Raw genomic sequence first — 16,960 nt, 5'->3', positions numbered from 1 at the left:
TGAAAGAAGCCCCCCCATGACCCAGACCCGATCGACCTGCCCTTATTGCGGCGTAGGCTGTGGCGTCATCATCGAGAGTGATGGCCCGCGCATTCTCGGCGTGCGGGGGGATCCCGACCATCCTGCCAACTTTGGCCGCTTGTGTACCAAGGGCTCCACCTTGCACCTGACGGCCGCCGACAGCGTCACCCAGCAAACCCGCTTGCTGCACCCGATGCGCCGCCCAGCCCGTGGCGCTGCGCCCGAAGCGGTGTCATGGGACACAGCGCTGGACGACACCGCCCAGCGCCTGGCCAACCTCTACCAAACCCATGGGCCCGATGCCTTGGGCGTTTACGTCTCCGGGCAGTTGCTCACCGAGGACTATTACGTCTTCAACAAGCTGGTCAAAGGATTGATCGGCACCAACCACATCGACACCAACTCGCGCCTGTGCATGTCCAGCGCGGTGGCGGGCTACAAAGCCACGCTGGGCGCCGATGCCCCGCCGTGCAGTTATGACGATTTGGCCCTGGCGCAAACCGTGTTCATCACAGGCAGCAACATGGCTTGGGCCCACCCGATCCTGTTCCGCCGCTTGGAGGATGCGCGCCGCACCAACCCGGCACAGAAGTGGATCGTGGTCGATCCGCGCCGCACGGAAACTGCGGAACAGGCCGACTTGCATCTGGCCCTGCGCCCCGGCAGCGACGTGGCGCTGTACCACGGCCTGCTGCATCTGCTGCTGCGCGACGGCCACCACGATGCCGCCTTCATCGACCGCCACACCCAAGGTTTTGCGGCGCTGCAAGCCCGTGTCCAAGGTTTCACCCCGAGCGAAACCGCACGCCTAACCGGACTGCGCGAGGCCGACCTCCTCACCGCCGCCCAATGGTTTGGCCGCGACACCCCAACCCTGAGCCTCTACTGCCAAGGTTTGAACCAAAGCAGCAGCGGCACCGACAAAAACGCCGCGCTCATCAACCTGCACTTGGCCACGGGCCAAATTGGCCGCCCAGGGGCAGGGCCGTTCAGCTTGACCGGCCAGCCCAATGCCATGGGTGGGCGTGAGGTCGGGGGGTTGGCCAACCTGCTGTCTGCGCACCGCGACCTGGCCAACCCCGTCCACCGTGCCGAAGTGGCGCGGCTGTGGGGCGTGCCGGACGTGCCCGCCACCCCGGGCCGCACCGCCGTCGATTTGTTTGAAGCCGCCGCCGACGGCCAAGTCAAAGCCTTGTGGATCGCTTGCACCAACCCGGCCCAATCGCTGCCGGATCAGGCCACCGTGCGCCGGGCATTGGAACGGGCTGAACTGGTGATCGTGCAGGAGGCTTTTCTCACCACGGCCACCGCCGCCCATGCCGACATCTTGTTGCCTGCGGCCACTTGGGGGGAAAAGGAGGGCACCGTTACCAACAGCGAGCGGCGCATCAGCCGGGTGCGGGCGGCGGTGGCACCTGCTGGGCAAGCGCGTCCGGATTGGCACATCGCAGCGGACGTCGCCCGCCGTCTGGCCCAGCGCATCGCCCCCGAACGCGCCGCGCTGTTCGACTACGCCTCGGCCGAAGCCGTCTGGCAGGAACACCGGGAAACGACCCGGGGCCGCGACCTGGACATCACCGGTCTGAGCTACGCCCTGCTCGACCAGCAAGGCCCCCAACAATGGCCGCTGCGTGAAGGCCAGCCCCACGGGCAGGCACGTCTGTACGAGGACGGCCAATTCGCCACCCCCGATGGCCGGGCCCGCTTTGCCGACGTGCCCTTCACCCCGCTGGCCGAACCCACCGACGACGCCTACCCCTTCAGCCTGCTCACGGGCCGGCTGCGCGATCAGTGGCACGGCATGAGCCGCACCGGCACCCTGGGCCGCCTGCTGGGCCACGAGGGCGAACCGGTGATCGACATTCACCCCGGCGACATGCAGCGCCTGCAACTGCGCGACGGTGATTTGGTGCGCGTCACCTCACGCCGAGGCGAGGTGGTGTTGGGCGCCCGAGCGAGCGACAGCGTGCAGCCCGGCCAAACCTTCATCCCCATGCATTGGGGCCGGGAAGTGCTGCGCGGGCAAGACTCGAATGGCCAGCCCATGCAGGGCGTCAACGGCCTGACGTTGCCCAGCACCTGCCCGCGTTCGAAACAGCCCGAACTCAAGCACTGCGCCGTGCGCTTGGCCCCAGCGCGTCTGCCGTGGCGACTCACCGCCATGGCCTGGCTGCCGCAAGCCGAAGCCCTGGCCGTGCGCGAGCAGCTCAAACCAACCCTGGATGCTTTTGGCTGGGCCTGCCTCCTGCCGTTCGGTCGGGAGCCGGATGCCCAAGGGCGTGTCGGCTTGCTGCTGCGGGCGGGGGCGGCCCAAGCGGTGGATGAGGCCGTATTGGCCCCCATCCGCCAAGCCTTGCGCATCGACGGCCCTTCGGTGCTGGTCTACCACGACCTGCAACGCCACCAGCAGCGCGCCCTGCGCCTCCAGCGCGACGCGAATGGCCGCGACGTGCTGCACGCTTTCTGGCTCGCAGGCGATGCGCGGGGTGAATCGTGGCTGCGCACCCTGCTGGAAGCCCACGACCCCCTGCCCATGCCCGGACGGCACCTGTTGGCCCCCGCCCACCGTCTGACCCAGGCCAGCGCGCCCCGCAGCCCCCAGGTGTGTACGTGTTTCAACGTCAGCGAGGAGGCGATTCGCACCGAGCTGTCCCGCTGTGCGGGGCGTGTCGAAGAGCGGGTGCAGCACCTGCAAGAGCGCCTGCGCTGCGGCACCAACTGCGGCTCGTGCCTGCCCACGCTGCGCACCTTGGCCAAAAGCATCGCCCCCCAGCCGCTCACCGCAATGCAGCGTTGAGCCCAGCAACTCACCGGGACACCCAGCGAAGGCCACAATCTTGGGTGTCCATGCATCCCAAGGTGAGAATCAATGAGCATTGCCCCCTATTTGCGAGACATTGGCCGTGGCAAGGAGGGTGCGCGCTCGCTGAATCGTGCCCAAGCCGCTGATCTGATGGGCCGCCTGCTGGACGGCCAAGTCAGCGATCTGGAGAAAGGGGCCTTCGCCTTGGCCATGCGCATCAAGGGCGAGACCCCCGAGGAGCTGCTCGGGTTCATGCAGGCCGTCGAGCCACGCATGTTGCGTTTGGTGGCCCCAGGGCCCGCCGTTGTGCTGCCCAGCTACAACGGCGCCCGCAAGCTGCCCAACCTGACCCCCCTGCTGGCCTGCTTGCTGGCTCAGCAGGGCGTGAGTGTGTTGGTTCACGGCCCGTTGCAAGAAGCAGGGCGTGTCACCAGCGCACAAATTTTCATCGAGCTGGGGCTCTCCCCCGTCGAAACCGCTGAGCAAGCCCAAGCCCAGTGGCGTCAGGGCCAGCCCGTGTTCATGCCCACCTCGGTGCTGCACCCGGGTTTGCAGCAACATCTGCTCGCCCTGCGTGGCGTATTGGGTTTACGCAACCCTGGTCATACTTTGGCCAAGTTGCTGCCGGCGGTGGCCAACGGGGTGCGCGTGGTCAACCATACGCATCCGGAGTACGCCGTCAGTTTGGCGGAGTTCTTGGGGCTCAGCCAAGCCAGCGCCCTGCTGCTGCGCGGCACCGAAGGCGAACCAGTGGCCGATGCGCGGCGCTTGCCAGCCCTCAAATGTTTTGTCCAGGGGCACTTGGACGAAGTTTTGTCCATCGAAGCGCAGGGCGGCAGCCTCCACACCCTGCCAGATTTGCCCGACGGCCAAGACGCCCGCCAAACGGCGGCTTACATTCAGGCCATCACCCGTGGAACACTGACACCGCCAGCCCCCATCGTCCGCCAAGTGCGGTGTTTACAGGCCCTGGCCGAGCGAACCCCGTTGTGAGGGCAACACACCTGTCGCGGACGCACCGCACAGATGTAATGCCACGTAACGAAAGCAACCAAGCCCCCAGCCAAATGGCTTGCCTAAGAGGGGCTGTGTCCGCTTTTTGCTGGTTTTTGCCCTTAAGGTGATTTGTTTTTGATGAAAATCCCGTGTTTTTTTGCAACCCCTAATCCATAAATCCCCCCCTAACAACGGGAGTTGCCTGGAGCGATGGCCTCTTGATGGCGCGAGGGTAGGGGCACAATTCGCTGTGAACCTGCACAGACAGGCCCATTGAGGACGATCGGCAAAAGCCCCCTCTCCGCCGTTTGCATTACCACATTGTTGTAACGACGTGCGGGTCACGCTTTGCCGAAACTTCCGAATAACACAGGGGGTGCAGACCAACACAACAACTTGGTGACAGCAATGTCTCGTGCAATTCTTGGCGCACTTTTTCGCGCACTCATCGCCGGTGTCCTCACCTTCAGTCATGGGTCAGGCGCGCATGCCCAAGTCTCGGAGCCCATGCGCTTGGGTGGACACGATACATGCGCGTATTTTGGTGAAGACATTCCCGACAACGTCATGACATTCGCCTCCGATCAAGAGGCTTCCGATGTCATCAAGGCCATCATTCGCGCTTCGGGTTTGGTGCCCAACTTCGTGCTGAAGGCCAGCAGTGTGCTTAACGCAGCGGCTGTCACGCAGAACGGCAAGCGCTACATCCTTTACAACCAGTATTTTGTTCGTAACCTGAACCAGCAAACCGGCAACCGTTGGGCTGCGGTGAGTGTGCTAGCCCACGAAATTGACCATCACTTGAACGGCCACACCCTCGGCAAGAACGGTAACCGCCCGCGCTTGGAGTTGGAAGCGGATTACTACTCAGGTTTCATCCTGCACCGCATGGGCGCTACGCTGGAAGATGCGCGCCGGGCCATGGAGGTCTACGGCCCGTCCACCCCAACGCCCACGCACCCGGGCAAACAAGATCGGCTGGCTGCCATCACCAACGGTTGGGTTTCCAGTTGCAGCGCCGACCCCCGTTGCCGCGACGATCAAAACGCGAAGATGCCGCAAACCACCCACCAGGGCTCCACCGCGCCAGCGGCCATGGCTCTGCTGCCCGGCCAGGCCCCTGCCCCGGTGCAAACCAACACCGAAGGCTTGCTGCGCCCAGGCTCGGTGATGCAAACCTGCGGCTGCTGGGGGCCCAATCCGCGCCTGACGGCGCCTGAACCCAAGTGCCAAAACGGACAAGTGGTTCACAGCCCCTGCCCGGGGTCGTGTCCTTCTGGCAAGTCACCTTATGCCTATGTGTGCCAGTGATCCGACTGGCCCAAGAAAATGGCCGGTGCCCTCGCAGGCACCGGCCATTTTTCATGGGGCACGCCCCGCTCAGTGAGCGTGCGCGATTTTTTCGCCCGCTTTGAGGCGGTAGACCGTGCCGCAATAGGGGCAACGGCCTTCACCGCTGTGGCTCAGATCCACATACACCTTGGGATGGCTGCTCCACTGCGTCATCTTGGGGTTGGGGCAGAACACCACGCCAGGGCCTTGCAGATCCTTGGCGGTAACTTCGACGACGGCTTCGGGTTGGCTCATGTTCACGGTCTCCAAATGAAGGGCTCGGATCACACCAGCGTCAGCCAGTGGGCATACTTTTCGTTGCGGCCATTGACGATGTCAAAGAAAGCCGCCTGGATTTTCTCGGTGATGGGGCCACGCGCACCGCACCCGAGGGTGACCCGGTCGAGTTCACGGATCGGCGTGACTTCGGCGGCTGTGCCGGTGAAGAAGGCTTCATCGCAGATGTAGACCTCGTCACGGGTGATGCGCTTTTGCACCAATTCCAGCCCCAAGTCTTGGCAGATGTGGAAGATGGTGTTGCGGGTGATGCCGTTCAGAGCCCCAGCGGACAGATCGGGGGTGTACACCACGCCATCCTTGATGACGAAAATGTTCTCGCCAGCGCCTTCGGAGACGAAGCCAGCCGCGTCCAGCAGCAGGGCTTCGTCGTAGCCATCATCGGTGGCTTCCATGTTGGCCAAGATCGAGTTGGTGTAGTTGGACACCGTCTTGGCCTGCGTCATGGTGATGTTGACGTGGTGGCGGGTGTAGCTGGACGTCTTGACGCGGATGCCGCGCTGCATCCCCTCTTCGCCCAGGTACGCACCCCAAGGCCAGGCCGCGACCATGGCGTGTACGGTGTTGCCCTTGGGCGAAACCCCCAGCTTTTCGGAACCAATCCAGATCAGCGGACGCAGGTAGCCGCTTTCGAGTTGGTTCTCACGCACCACGGCTTTCTGGGCATCTTCCAGGGCTTCCAAGCCGAAGCGCATCGGCATCCGCAGGATCTTGGCCGAATTGAGCAGGCGCTGGGTGTGCTCACGCAAGCGGAAGATGGCCGTTCCCTGGGCGGTCTTGTAGGCGCGCACCCCTTCGAAGGCGCCGCAGCCGTAGTGCAGGGTGTGGGTCAGCACGTGGATCTTCGCATCGCGCCAGTCCACCAGCTCGCCGTCCATCCAGATTTTGCCGTCGCGATCGTCCATGCCCATGGCTTCAAGTCCTTTGTGTCTGTGTGCTTGGGAAAAGCGGGGGATTTTAGAAGGGCACTCAGGCTTGTCCCTTGCGTTTCCAGTACGGCAACGGATTGGCAGCGTAACCATACATCCGCCGCCCCTTGATGCAGGTGCGTTCGATGGTTTTGACCTCTTCGGGTGAGAACAGGCCTTCGTCCTTGTGCGAGCTTTCGTAGGTGATCACGTTGGTGAAGTGAGAGGCGTCAAAGGGCTCTCCCACAAAGTCCAGCACCTGGCGGATGCCTTGCTCGGGTTCGGCGGTGAAATCCTCGTAGCGCAGCTCCAGCACCCGGTTCGGCGAGCGCCGCCGCAGCGCGTGAATCAATGTGGCGGCTTCATTCCAGTAAGCGCAGGCCGCCATCAAGTTCGGCACCTTGACGACTTTGCCCAGCCGCAAACTCGACACCACCTCGACCGGATTGCGCACGATGTGGATGAATTTGGCCTCTGGGAAATCTTCGGCGATCAAATGCACGCCGTAGACGTTTTGGGGCGTTTTGTCGAACCACCGCGTGGCCGTGGGTTTGCGCACTTCGACGAAACGCGCCATGTACCGCGCCATCAAATCACCCCGCGAAATGGACTGATCCAGGATGTGCTTGAACTCCCCGTCCTTGATGCCATCCAGCTCACGGTGTTTCTTGAGCAGAGCGTTGTTGCACTGCGTCATGAATCCCGGCGTACCGAAAGGCTCCCCCCAGCGATACAGGTGCGTTTCCTCAGGGCAAGCCAAGTTCGGATGGTTGCGCAAGATGTTGCGCAGCATGGTGGTGCCCGAACGGACACAGCCGATGATGAAAAACGGGGGGGAAAACTCGCGGGTGTGGGTAGTCATGAACATCAGTCCCGCCGGGCGGGCGCAAAGGTCTGGGATCCAGAGGGGGATTGTCGCTTGATCACGCCGTCAGCCGCACCACCCCGGACAGCTCACAAGCGTAGATGGCGTTGCGCAAAGCGGCGATCGCCTCGTAGCGGGTGAAACTCTTGCGCCATGCCAGCACGACGCGGCGCGTCGGCACCGGGGCCGCAAACTCGACAAACCGCAGGTGAGGATGCGCTTCACGCGGCACCGACAGCCCCGGCACCACCGTCACCCCCATGCCCGAAGCCACCATGTGCTTGATCGTCTCCAACGACGATCCTTCGAAACTGCGGCGGATGCCTTCACTGTCGCTGGAAAAGCGTGCAAATTCGGGGCACACCTCCAACACATGGTCGCGGAAACAGTGCCCCGCGCCCAGGAGCAGCATGGTTTCTTCTTTGAGCTCTTGCGCACTGACGGCGCCGCGCTGCGCCAAGGGGTGTGACGCAGGCACAGCCACCAAAAACGGTTCGTCGTACAGCGGCGCGACGGCCAAACCGGCGTCCGGAAAGCGCTCGGCCAGGATGGCACAGTCCAACTCGTTGGCGCGCAGCATGTCCAGCAGTTTGGCGGTGAAGTTTTCATGCAACATCAGCGGCATCTGTGGGGTTCGGGCAATGGCCTGCCTCACCAACTCCGGCAACAGGTACGGGCCGATGGTGTAAATCAGCCCCAACCGCAAAGGGCCGGTGAGGGGGTCTTTGCCGGTCTTGGCGATGTCGCGCAGGGCTTGGGCCTGTTCCAGCACTGTTTGGGCTTGCCGCACGATGGCCTCACCCAGAGGCGTGGTGCTGACTTCGCTGCTGCCACGCTCGAACAATTTGACGTCGAGCTCCTCCTCCAGTTTTTTGATGGCCACCGACAGCGTGGGCTGCGACACAAAACACGCTTCGGCAGCCCGGCCGAAGTGCCGCTCACGCGCCACCGCCACGATGTAGCGCAATTCGGTCAAGGTCATGATGGTTTACCTGCGGGAAATTGGAAGGTTGAGGTGGATCGCACCGTAGACTCTGCCGCATCGCCACGTTTTTTCAACCACCAAAGGAACCTGCGATGGCCACCATTCGCCAAACCCTGGATGAGATGATGACTTGTGACGGTGCCATGTGCTGCGCCGTTGTGGACTCAGAGAGCGGCATGATGTTGGGCTCTGCGGGCTCGGGCTTGGATTTGGAAGTCGCGGCTGCGGCCAACACCGAGGTGATCCGCGCCAAGCTCAAGGCCATGCGTCAACTCGGGCTGAATGATGTCATCGACGACATTCTGATCACCCTGGGCAAGCAATACCACTTGCTGCGCCCATCCTCCCGCAAGGAGGGTACCTTCATTTATTTCGTGCTGGACAAACACCGCGCCAACCTGGCGCTGGCGCGGCGCAAGATGCAGGACGTCGATAAGAACATGATGTTCTGACGGCCTCAGCCGCGAACGATGGCCCGCTGCAACTGCATGGCCAACAGCCCGACGCCGCCCCCGTTGCTCACCTGGGTGTACCCCAACTGCTGCAACAGTCCGCAAGCGAAGGCGGAACGCGCCCCAGAAGCGCAGTACAGCACCAGCGGCGTTGCCACATCGGGCACGGTGCGGCCAATGCTGTGCTGAAGTTGATCCAGCGGCAAATTGATGGCGCCTGCCAGATGGCCGCTGGCAAACTCGCCCGGAGAACGCACGTCAATGAGCGTGGCCGGTGGGGTGGGGTGTGACATGTTCAACGCTCCAATTCACGGCCAAACGCCGTATAAGCCCGCACGAACGGCGCTTTGAGGGCCACCAGGCGCTGGCGCAACACGGCATCGTCCGCGTCATCCAGGGCCTGACTCAACAGGGACAGTGCCGTCGTTTCCTCGGCCAGCGCCCGCGCTTGCTGGGTCTGACGGGCGGGGCTCAAACCATCCCGCTCGACATCGACTGCGGTGTCCACAATGCCCTGCCACAGTGCCCGGGCACGGGTGTAACGCGCCCGCAGCGCCGGACGATCGAGCACTGCCGCCGCCCCCGCAGCCACCAACGCTTCCATCTCCGCATGGAACACGGTGTAGCGATCGGGCAAAAACACCAGTCCCTTGGCCTGCCGAGCCTGAGCCAGCACTTCGCGGACGTGTTCCAGGGCCTCATGCGCGGCGGCCCAGGCGCCTTGCTGCGTCCGTTGTGCGCCCTCGTCGATGTGCTGCTGAACCTGCCCCACGCTGCGCTGCCACGCAGCGTCCCGGGGCCACAACCCGGCGAAGGTGGGGCGCAGTGTGACCCACGCCTGGGCCAATCGCTGCATTGCCGCCTGCGCACGCTGTCCCGCTTCAGCCGACTTGCCGCCGCTGCCCGTCAGGAACAGTGCGGGCACGTACACCCCCTCCAGCGCCACCATGGGGGGACGCCAATCGGGGTCGGAAGCCGCGTGCCCCGACAGCCCCCAACCCATGCACCCACAACCCCCCAGCCATTGCAGGCACTGCCGGCGCGTACTCGTCAGACGCTCTCGTCTTTGCATACCGTTCTCCTTGGCTCCAAAGTTCCCACAGGGTGAGAAAGAAATTGACACAGATCATGCGTATGGCGCCGCATCGACACCACACGCTGGCGTTTTCACCAATGCTTCTGGGCTGGTTTGCCCATAATGTCACTGCTTGCTTATATCTTAATAGTCAGAATTTTGGCCTGCCCTGATCGTGATCGTGTGTTCGAGCGTGCTGCCGAGTTGTTTGGCCTGCTGGCCACACCGGTGCGGTTGCGCATCGTCGCGGCGCTGCTGCAAGGTGAGCGCAACGTCAGCCAGCTCACCGAAGGGCTGGGTGCGGCGCAGCCGACGCTGTCGCAGCACCTGGCCACGCTCTACCACTGCGGCTTGGTGAGCCGGCGGCGCCTCGGGGCGCAGGTGCTGTACAGCATCGCCGACGAGCGTCGCCCGGTGCTGGAGCGCCTGATGTCCGCTTCCCCGCTGGCCGGCCTGAATTTCTGCACACCCTCCCCCTGACTCCACCATCAACCCACCCAGAGGAGTTCCTGGTGCACCCCGAAGATGACCTTGTGACGCGGCCCGATGTGGCCTCGGGCCGGCTGCGCAAAGCGCCGGAAAACTTCTTGGATCGCAGTGGCGTCCAGACTGTCTTTGCCGAAGCCCGCGATGGTCGGAGAGACTTCATCCGCCGTGCCTTCACGACCGCTGCCGCCGGGGTGGCCGTGGGTGCTGGCGGCAACGCGCTGGCCCAAGGCAACCCAGTGCCCACCGAAGGCGGTGATCCCAACATCCTGAACCTGCCGGCCCATTCGACCGGTTTGGGCCAAGGCGTGGTCACCGACGGCTACGGCAAGCCCTCCAAATACGAAGCCAACGTGCAACGGCGCCAAAGCCCCGGCCTGACGCAAACCACGCAGGCGTCGGTGTCCTTTGCGCCGTTGCAGTCGCTGTTTGGCATCGTCACGCCCAGCGGGCTGCACTTCGAGCGCCACCACCAAGGCTGGTGGGACATCGACCCGTCCAAGCACCGCCTGATGCTCAACGGCTCGGATCCCACGCTGATGAAGTCGCCCAAGGTCTTCACCATGGACGAGATCATGCGCTTGCCCTCGGTGAGCCGTTTCCACTTCATCGAATGCGGCGCCAACACCGCCGTGGAATGGGGCAACGTGGCTGTGCCCACGGTGCAGTACACCCACGGCATGATCTCGTGCAGCGAGTTCACCGGCGTGCCGCTCAAGATCCTGCTGGACATGTGCGGGGTGGACTACAAACGTGGCCGCTACCTGCTGGCCGAAGGCGCTGATGGTTCTTCCATGACCCGCACCATCCCCATGGAGTTGGTCGAATCTGGCGAAGTGTTTGTCGCCTACGGGCAAAACGGCGAGATGCTGCGGCCCGAAAACGGCTACCCGCTGCGCTTGGTGGTGCCCGGGGTGCAAGGCGTGAGCTGGGTCAAGTATCTGCGCCGCATCGAGGTGGGTGATGCCCCCTATGCGGCCAAAGACGAAGCCGTCCATTACATCGACTTGCAACCCAGCGGCTTGCACCGGCAGTACACCAACATCCAGGAGTGCAAGAGCGTGGTCACCACCCCTTCGGGCGGCCAGATTTTGCTGGACAAGGGGTTTTACAACATCACCGGTTTGGCATGGTCGGGCCGGGGCAAGGTCACCAAGGTGGATGTGTCGGTCGATGGCGGGCGCAACTGGCGCACCGCACGACTCGAAGGCCCGGTTCACAGCAAGGCGTTGACGCGCTTCAACATCAACTGGGTCTGGGATGGCAAACCCGCCATCATCCAAAGCCGTGCGACCGACGAAACCGGCTACGTCCAGCCCACTTACAAGCAGTTGCGTGCGGTGCGCGGTACGCGTTCGATCTACCACAACAACGCCATCCAGTCGTGGTTGGTGCAAGAAAGCGGCGAGGTGAAGAATGTCCAGCTCTCGTGATGCCAAGCGCCTGAAGGGTGCTGCCTCAGCGGTGGCGGTGGCCGCTGCACTGTGGGCGGTGGGTGGCAGTGCCTGGGCTGCGGGTGCGCAGGAATTCCCCGGCATTGGCCGTTCCGCCACGCCCAAGGAAGTGTCCGCCTGGGACATCGATGTGCGCCCGGACTTCAAAGGGCTGCCCAAGGGTTCGGGCACGGTCAGCGCCGGCCAGGACATCTGGGAAGGCAAGTGCGCCCACTGCCACGGTATTTTTGGCGAATCCAACGAGGTGTTCAGCCCCTTGGTGGGCGGCACCACCGCTGACGACGTGAAAACCGGCCGGGTCGCCAAACTCACCGACACCAGCTTCCCTGGCCGCACCACGCTGATGAAAGTGCCGACGGTTTCGACGCTGTTCGACTACATCAACCGCGCCATGCCCTGGACGGCGCCCAAGTCGCTCAAGCCCGATGAGGTTTACTCGGTGCTGGCCTACTTGCTCAACATGGGCGGGGTCGTGCCGGACAACTTTGTGCTCTCGGACAAAACCATGGCCGACGCCCAGGCTCGCATGCCCAACCGCAACGGCATGACGCTGGATCACGGCATGTGGCCCGGCAAGAGCATGAAAACCGCCGGCAAGCCCGACGTGAAGGCCGTGGCCTGCATGACGAACTGCGCACCCGAACCGAACATCGGCTCGTTCCTGCCGGCGTTTGCGCGCAACAACCACGGCAACTTGGCGGAACAAAACCGCATGGTGGGTGCGCAAATCGGCGCCGACACCACCAAGCCGGAGTCGACCGCCCCGCTGGGCACCGGTGCAGCCCCCGTCGCCCCCGTGGCACCCAAGCCCGCCGCTGCGCCCAGCGGCAGCGCGCTGATCAACAAACACGGCTGCGTGGCCTGCCACAGCGTGGACAACAAAATCGTCGGCCCCTCGTTCAAGGACGTTGCAGGCAAGTACGCGGGCCGCGCCGACGGTGTCGATTACCTGACCGGCAAGATTCGCGCTGGTGGCCAAGGTGTTTGGGGCCCGATCCCGATGCCCGCACAAACCTTGCCCGAGGCCGACGCCCGCGCCATCGCCCAATGGCTGATGGACGGCGCCAAGAAGTGACCCCGAACCTGAAGGAGATTCCAACCATGCAAACCCGTCGTGACATGCTCGCACGCAGCGCCACGGTGGCCGGCCTGATGGCCGCCGCCGGCTTGCTGCCCACCCCCGCCCTGGCCAACTGGAACACCGCCGCCTTTGACGCGAAAAACATCGCCGACTTGATGAAGGCCCTGGGCGCCGGCGCCCCGGTCGAAAGCAAGGACGTGACCGTCAGCGGCCCGGACATCGCCGAAAACGGCTCGGTCGTGCCCGTGGGCGCGGCCACGGCGCTGCCTGGCGTCAAGCGCGTGCTGATCTTGATCGAAAAGAACCCCTCGGTGCTGGCCGCTTTGTTCGACGTCACGGACGCGGTCGAAGCCAACTTCAGCACCCGCGTGAAGATGGGCCAGTCCTCCAACGTCTACGCCGTGGCGATCATGGGCGACGGCAAGGTGCTGTTCGCGCAGAAGGAAGTCAAGGTCACGCTGGGCGGCTGCGGCGGCTGAGGCCCGGCCCACCCATCCACCCGCGTTCCCGTCATTGAATTTTCAGGAGATTTCCCATGGCAGACCCGATGAAGATCCGCGCCCAGATGTCTGGCGACAAAGCCAACGTGCGCGTGCTGATGAGCCACGAAATGGAAACCGGCCAGCGCAAGGATTCGTCCGGCAAGGTGATTCCCGCTTGGTTCATCCAAGAAGTCAGCGCCGCGCTCAACGGCAAGGTGGTGATGACGGCCCAATGGGGCCCCTCGGTGTCCAAGAACCCGTTCTTGCAATTCGCCATCAAGGGCGCCAAGGCCGGGGACAAAGTCGCCGTGTCTTGGAAAGACACCAAGGGCGACACCCGCACCGATGAAGCCACGGTGAGCTGATCACCCCCTGGCCCCACGGGTTGCACTGGCCGGCACAGGCCGGGCAGCCCGTTCGTCTTTGTATCCCGAGGAGACCCCCATGCCCGCTGCACTTCCCCCCCGACGGCACCGCCCTGTGGCCCTCACCCTGAGCACCGCGTTGTTGGCTGCCAGTGCCGGCCCCGTCCTGGCGCAAAAAACCGCCGCCGATGGCATCGCCGAATACCGCGCCATGCTGGCCGACGGCAACCCCGCCGAGCTGTTCGAAGCCAAAGGTGAAGACCTGTGGAAGAAAAAGCGTGGCCCCAAAAATGCCTCGCTGGAAGCCTGCGATTTGGGCAAAGGGCCGGGGGTGGTGAAAGGGGCGTGGGTCGAACTGCCGCGCTACTTCTCGGACACGAAGCGGGTGCAGGATCTGGAATCCCGCCTGCTGACGTGCATGGAAACACTGCAAGGCTTCAACGCTGCCGAGATCGTCAAGCAGCCGTTCGGCAAAGGTGAGATGCCGAATTTGGAAGCGTTGTCGGCCTGGATTTCCGCCGAATCCCGCGAGCTGCGCTTCAACCTGCCGCAGCGCCATCCGGAAGAAAAACGCCTGTACGAACTGGGCAAACGGGCCTTCTTCTATCGCGGTGGGCCCATGGATTTTTCCTGCGCCACCTGCCACGGCCAACCGGACAAACGCATCCGCCTGCAAGACCTGCCCGACCTGCGCAGCAACCCCGGCGACGGCGTCGGCTTTGCGGCCTGGCCGGCGTATCGCGTGTCTGCGGGCGAGCTGTGGAGCATGCAGCACCGGCTCAACGACTGCTACCGCCAGCAACGCTTCCCCTACCCGGGCTACGCCTCGGAAGCCACCATCGCCTTGGGCGTCTACATGGGCGTGAACGCCAAGGGGGCGCTGTCCATCGCGCCGGCCATCAAGCGCTGAACCCGTCACACGCAAAGGAACACCGATGAACAAGACTGCTTTGTCCTGGTTGGGTGCGGCACTGGCCGTGGGCGGCTTGGGCTTGCTGGCGGGCTGCGCCAGCCCACCCACCTCCGCCGAGTTGGACGCGCAATTCAGAGCCATGATGGCGGGTTCGTTCCGTGACGAAGGCATCGCCAAGGTGGATCGGCTGCAACAAGACGCCAACCAGGCGGCCTGCTCCAGCGAACACGCGCCCGACGCCACCACCCTCAAGCGCTTGGAAGAAGCGGCCCTGGCGACCCTCCAGCCCCCTCGTGATGGTGTTTACCTGGGCGACTGGAAAGAGGGCGAAAAGCTGGCCCAAAACGGTCGGGGCCTGACTTGGACGGACAAGAGCACCGCCACCAGCGCCAACGGTGCCAATTGCTACAACTGCCACCAAATCACCAAGGCTGAAATTTCCTTCGGCACCATCGGCCCGAGCCTGTACCACTACGGCAAGTTGCGCGGTGTGGCCGATCCGGCGGCCCCCAATGCCCGCCCCATCGTCGAATACACCTGGGGCAAGCTGTGGAACGCCAGCGCCTACAACGCCTGCACCTTGATGCCACGTTTCGGCCACAAGGGGCTGCTCGATGAACAGCAGATCAAGCATGTGATGGCCCTGCTGCTCGACCCGAAATCCCCCGTTAACGCAGACTGAACCGAAAGTTTTCCAATGAACATCAGCAAGCGCGAATTCATGCAGGTGTTGAGCGCGGCCTCGGTGGCCGGCATGGGCCTGGGCCGCTACGCCGACGCCGATGCCGCCACCGCCCAAAAGGGCCTGTACGACCTGCCCAAGTTCGGCAACGTCAGCTTCTTGCACATGACGGACTGCCACGCGCAGTTGAAGCCGATCTACTTCCGCGAACCCAGCGTGAACATGGGCATCGGCAGCATGAAGGGGAACCTGCCGCACTTGGTCGGGGATCATCTGCTCAAAACCATGGGCGCCCGCCCCGGCACCGATTTGGCCCACGCTTTCACCTACTTGAATTTTGAAAAGGCCGCCCGGCGCTACGGCAAGGTCGGCGGCTTTGCGCACCTGGCCACGCTGGTGAAGATGATGAAAGCCAGCCGCCCCGGCGCCCTGCTGCTGGACGGCGGCGACACCTGGCAAGGCTCCGCCACCAGCCTCTGGACGAACGCGCAAGACATGGTGGACGCCTGCAAGCTGCTCACCGTGGACGTGATGACCGGCCACTGGGAGTTCACCTACGGCATGGAGCGGGTGAAGGAGATCGTCGAGAAGGACTTCGCCGGCAAGCTGGACTTCGTCGCACAAAACGTCAAGACGAATGACTTTGGCGATCAGGTGTTCAAGCCGTATGTGATCCGCGAGATCAACGGCGTGCCCTGCGCCATCATCGGCCAAGCCTTCCCCTACACGCCCATCGCCAACCCGCGTTACATGGTGGCGGACTGGAGCTTCGGCATCCAGGACGAGAACATGCAAAAGATGGTGGACGAGGCGCGTGGCAAGGGCGCGCAAGTCGTCGTCGTTGTCAGCCACAACGGCATGGATGTGGATTTGAAGATGGCCAGCCGCGTGCGCGGCATCGACGCCATTTTCGGCGGCCACACCCACGACGGCGTGCCGGTGGCGATCCCGGTTGAGAACGCTGGCGGCAAAACGCTGGTGACCAACGCCGGCTCGAACGGCAAGTTCCTGGGCGTGATGGACTTCGATGTGAAGGGCGGCAAGGTGGTGGACTTCCGCTATCGCCTGCTGCCGGTGTTCGCCAACCAGTTGAAGGCCGACGCCGAGATGGACGCGCTCATCACCAAAATGCGCCAGCCCTACGAAGCCAAGCTGGCCGAGAAGCTGGCCGTCACCGATGGTTTGCTGTACCGCCGGGGCAACTTCAACGGCTCGTGGGATCAGTTGATCTGCGACGCACTGATGGAGGTGCAAGGCGCCGATCTGGCGTTCTCGCCGGGCTTCCGCTGGGGCACGACGCTGCTGCCGGGGGATGTCATCACCCGCGAGCTGATGATGGATCAACTGGCCATCACCTACCCCTACGCCACCCTGAGCGAGATGACGGGCGAGACCCTGAAAACCGTGCTCGAAGACGTGTGCGACAACCTCTTCAACCCCGATCCGTATTACCAGCAGGGCGGGGACATGGTGCGCGTCGGCGGCCTGACCTACACCTGCACGCCGGGCGAAAAAGCCGGCAGCCGCATCAGCGACATGCGCCTGGGCGGCAAGCCCGTGGAAGCCGGTAAGAAGTACAAGGTGGCCGGCTGGGCGCCGGTGGCCGAAGAGGCCAAGAACGCCCCCGGCGTCAAACCGGTGTGGGACGTGGTGGAAACCTGGCTCAAAGCCCAGGGCGGGCGCGTGAAGGCCCGTCGCGTCAACACGCCGAAGCTGGTGGGGGTGGGCGGCAACCCGGGGATCGCCGCGTGACGTATCGTTCA

General features: G+C 63.8%; 18 protein-coding genes. 12 read left to right on the top strand and 6 right to left on the bottom strand.

From position 1 onward, the window contains the following. The first annotated feature begins 16 nt into the window (after positions 1-16). From VITFI_RS04960 to VITFI_RS04950, 3 genes are all read left to right on the top strand, one after another. Positions 17-2,818: a nitrate reductase gene (locus VITFI_RS04960; protein WP_089416055.1), complete on the top strand. Its 2,802-nt coding sequence runs from the start codon at positions 17-19 to the stop codon at positions 2,816-2,818. Between the two features lie 72 nt (positions 2,819-2,890). Next, a complete protein-coding gene (ybiB, locus tag VITFI_RS04955) occupies positions 2,891-3,817 on the top strand; it encodes a DNA-binding protein YbiB (RefSeq protein ID WP_089416054.1) in 927 nt (308 codons plus the stop codon). 570 nt (positions 3,818-4,387) lie between these two features. After that, positions 4,388-5,131, top strand: coding sequence for a M48 family metalloprotease (locus tag VITFI_RS04950; protein WP_157725570.1), 744 nt, complete (start codon positions 4,388-4,390; stop codon positions 5,129-5,131). A gap of 69 nt (positions 5,132-5,200) precedes the next feature. Here VITFI_RS04950 and VITFI_RS04945 read toward each other — a convergent pair whose 3' ends face one another. The 4 genes from VITFI_RS04945 to VITFI_RS04930 form a co-directional block, all read right to left on the bottom strand. Next, a complete protein-coding gene (locus tag VITFI_RS04945) occupies positions 5,201-5,407 on the bottom strand; it encodes a zinc-finger domain-containing protein (protein WP_089416052.1) in 207 nt (68 codons plus the stop codon). Between the two features lie 29 nt (positions 5,408-5,436). Next, positions 5,437-6,360, bottom strand: a complete 924-nt coding sequence (locus VITFI_RS04940) for a branched-chain amino acid transaminase (RefSeq protein ID WP_089416051.1) — start codon at positions 6,358-6,360, stop codon at positions 5,437-5,439. A 58-nt stretch (positions 6,361-6,418) separates the two neighbouring features. Further along, positions 6,419-7,219, bottom strand: a complete 801-nt coding sequence (locus VITFI_RS04935; protein ID WP_157725569.1) for a sulfotransferase family protein — start codon at positions 7,217-7,219, stop codon at positions 6,419-6,421. A gap of 61 nt (positions 7,220-7,280) precedes the next feature. After that, complete coding sequence (locus VITFI_RS04930) at positions 7,281-8,204, bottom strand: LysR substrate-binding domain-containing protein (RefSeq protein WP_089416049.1); 924 nt, start codon at positions 8,202-8,204, stop codon at positions 7,281-7,283. Between the two features lie 95 nt (positions 8,205-8,299). Here VITFI_RS04930 and VITFI_RS04925 point away from each other — a divergent pair, with 95 nt between their 5' ends. Further along, a complete protein-coding gene (locus VITFI_RS04925; RefSeq protein WP_089416048.1) occupies positions 8,300-8,659 on the top strand; it encodes a hypothetical protein in 360 nt (119 codons plus the stop codon). A 5-nt stretch (positions 8,660-8,664) separates the two neighbouring features. On the opposite strand, the gene VITFI_RS04920 is transcribed toward VITFI_RS04925, so the two are convergent. Further along, positions 8,665-8,952 (bottom strand): rhodanese-like domain-containing protein, encoded by a 288-nt coding sequence (locus tag VITFI_RS04920; protein WP_089416047.1) that lies wholly within the window; start codon positions 8,950-8,952, stop codon positions 8,665-8,667. 2 nt (positions 8,953-8,954) lie between these two features. Then, on the bottom strand, positions 8,955-9,731 hold the full coding sequence (locus VITFI_RS04915) for a hypothetical protein (protein ID WP_157725568.1): 777 nt from the start codon (positions 9,729-9,731) through the stop codon (positions 8,955-8,957). A gap of 162 nt (positions 9,732-9,893) precedes the next feature. Here VITFI_RS04915 and VITFI_RS04910 point away from each other — a divergent pair, with 162 nt between their 5' ends. The 8 genes from VITFI_RS04910 to soxB all read left to right on the top strand — a co-directional run bounded on the left by VITFI_RS04910 (position 9,894) and on the right by soxB (position 16,949). After that, positions 9,894-10,214, top strand: coding sequence for an ArsR/SmtB family transcription factor (locus VITFI_RS04910; protein ID WP_198301627.1), 321 nt, complete (start codon positions 9,894-9,896; stop codon positions 10,212-10,214). 32 nt (positions 10,215-10,246) lie between these two features. Beyond that, a complete protein-coding gene (gene soxC / locus VITFI_RS04905) occupies positions 10,247-11,653 on the top strand; it encodes a sulfite dehydrogenase (RefSeq protein ID WP_198301626.1) in 1,407 nt (468 codons plus the stop codon). Beyond that, a complete protein-coding gene (locus VITFI_RS04900; RefSeq protein WP_089416044.1) occupies positions 11,637-12,749 on the top strand; it encodes a c-type cytochrome in 1,113 nt (370 codons plus the stop codon). Before soxC ends, VITFI_RS04900 begins: the two co-directional genes overlap by 17 nt. A gap of 26 nt (positions 12,750-12,775) precedes the next feature. Beyond that, positions 12,776-13,234, top strand: a complete 459-nt coding sequence (gene soxY / locus VITFI_RS04895; RefSeq protein WP_089416043.1) for a thiosulfate oxidation carrier protein SoxY — start codon at positions 12,776-12,778, stop codon at positions 13,232-13,234. 56 nt (positions 13,235-13,290) lie between these two features. Beyond that, on the top strand, positions 13,291-13,602 hold the full coding sequence (gene soxZ / locus VITFI_RS04890) for a thiosulfate oxidation carrier complex protein SoxZ (RefSeq protein WP_198301625.1): 312 nt from the start codon (positions 13,291-13,293) through the stop codon (positions 13,600-13,602). Positions 13,603-13,681: 79 nt separating this feature from the next. Continuing rightward, complete coding sequence (gene soxA, locus VITFI_RS04885) at positions 13,682-14,512, top strand: sulfur oxidation c-type cytochrome SoxA (protein ID WP_089416042.1); 831 nt, start codon at positions 13,682-13,684, stop codon at positions 14,510-14,512. Positions 14,513-14,537: 25 nt separating this feature from the next. Beyond that, a complete protein-coding gene (gene soxX, locus VITFI_RS04880; protein ID WP_089416041.1) occupies positions 14,538-15,197 on the top strand; it encodes a sulfur oxidation c-type cytochrome SoxX in 660 nt (219 codons plus the stop codon). A 15-nt stretch (positions 15,198-15,212) separates the two neighbouring features. Next, positions 15,213-16,949: a thiosulfohydrolase SoxB gene (soxB, locus tag VITFI_RS04875; RefSeq protein WP_089416040.1), complete on the top strand. Its 1,737-nt coding sequence runs from the start codon at positions 15,213-15,215 to the stop codon at positions 16,947-16,949. Positions 16,950-16,960: the final 11 nt, after the last annotated feature.

The organism is Vitreoscilla filiformis, from assembly GCF_002222655.1.
GTDB lineage: Bacteria > Pseudomonadota > Gammaproteobacteria > Burkholderiales > Burkholderiaceae_C > Ideonella > Ideonella filiformis.
The sequence above is the reverse complement of the archived record's forward strand: the minus strand, read 5'-3'. Positions and strand labels throughout refer to the sequence as shown.

What these genes read in the sequence shown, in the direction of transcription:
- VITFI_RS04960 (WP_089416055.1), top strand. Translation starts at nt 17, where the DNA reads ATGACCCAGACCCGATCGACCTGCCCTTATTGCGGCGTAGGCTGTGGC.
- ybiB (WP_089416054.1), top strand. Translation starts at nt 2,891, where the DNA reads ATGAGCATTGCCCCCTATTTGCGAGACATTGGCCGTGGCAAGGAGGGT.
- VITFI_RS04950 (WP_157725570.1), top strand. Translation starts at nt 4,388, where the DNA reads ATGACATTCGCCTCCGATCAAGAGGCTTCCGATGTCATCAAGGCCATC.
- VITFI_RS04945 (WP_089416052.1), bottom strand. Translation starts at nt 5,407, where the DNA reads ATGAGCCAACCCGAAGCCGTCGTCGAAGTTACCGCCAAGGATCTGCAA.
- VITFI_RS04940 (WP_089416051.1), bottom strand. Translation starts at nt 6,360, where the DNA reads ATGGGCATGGACGATCGCGACGGCAAAATCTGGATGGACGGCGAGCTG.
- VITFI_RS04935 (WP_157725569.1), bottom strand. Translation starts at nt 7,219, where the DNA reads ATGACTACCCACACCCGCGAGTTTTCCCCCCCGTTTTTCATCATCGGC.
- VITFI_RS04930 (WP_089416049.1), bottom strand. Translation starts at nt 8,204, where the DNA reads ATGACCTTGACCGAATTGCGCTACATCGTGGCGGTGGCGCGTGAGCGG.
- VITFI_RS04925 (WP_089416048.1), top strand. Translation starts at nt 8,300, where the DNA reads ATGGCCACCATTCGCCAAACCCTGGATGAGATGATGACTTGTGACGGT.
- VITFI_RS04920 (WP_089416047.1), bottom strand. Translation starts at nt 8,952, where the DNA reads ATGTCACACCCCACCCCACCGGCCACGCTCATTGACGTGCGTTCTCCG.
- VITFI_RS04915 (WP_157725568.1), bottom strand. Translation starts at nt 9,731, where the DNA reads ATGCAAAGACGAGAGCGTCTGACGAGTACGCGCCGGCAGTGCCTGCAA.
- VITFI_RS04900 (WP_089416044.1), top strand. Translation starts at nt 11,637, where the DNA reads ATGTCCAGCTCTCGTGATGCCAAGCGCCTGAAGGGTGCTGCCTCAGCG.
- soxY (WP_089416043.1), top strand. Translation starts at nt 12,776, where the DNA reads ATGCAAACCCGTCGTGACATGCTCGCACGCAGCGCCACGGTGGCCGGC.
- soxZ (WP_198301625.1), top strand. Translation starts at nt 13,291, where the DNA reads ATGGCAGACCCGATGAAGATCCGCGCCCAGATGTCTGGCGACAAAGCC.
- soxA (WP_089416042.1), top strand. Translation starts at nt 13,682, where the DNA reads ATGCCCGCTGCACTTCCCCCCCGACGGCACCGCCCTGTGGCCCTCACC.
- soxX (WP_089416041.1), top strand. Translation starts at nt 14,538, where the DNA reads ATGAACAAGACTGCTTTGTCCTGGTTGGGTGCGGCACTGGCCGTGGGC.
- soxB (WP_089416040.1), top strand. Translation starts at nt 15,213, where the DNA reads ATGAACATCAGCAAGCGCGAATTCATGCAGGTGTTGAGCGCGGCCTCG.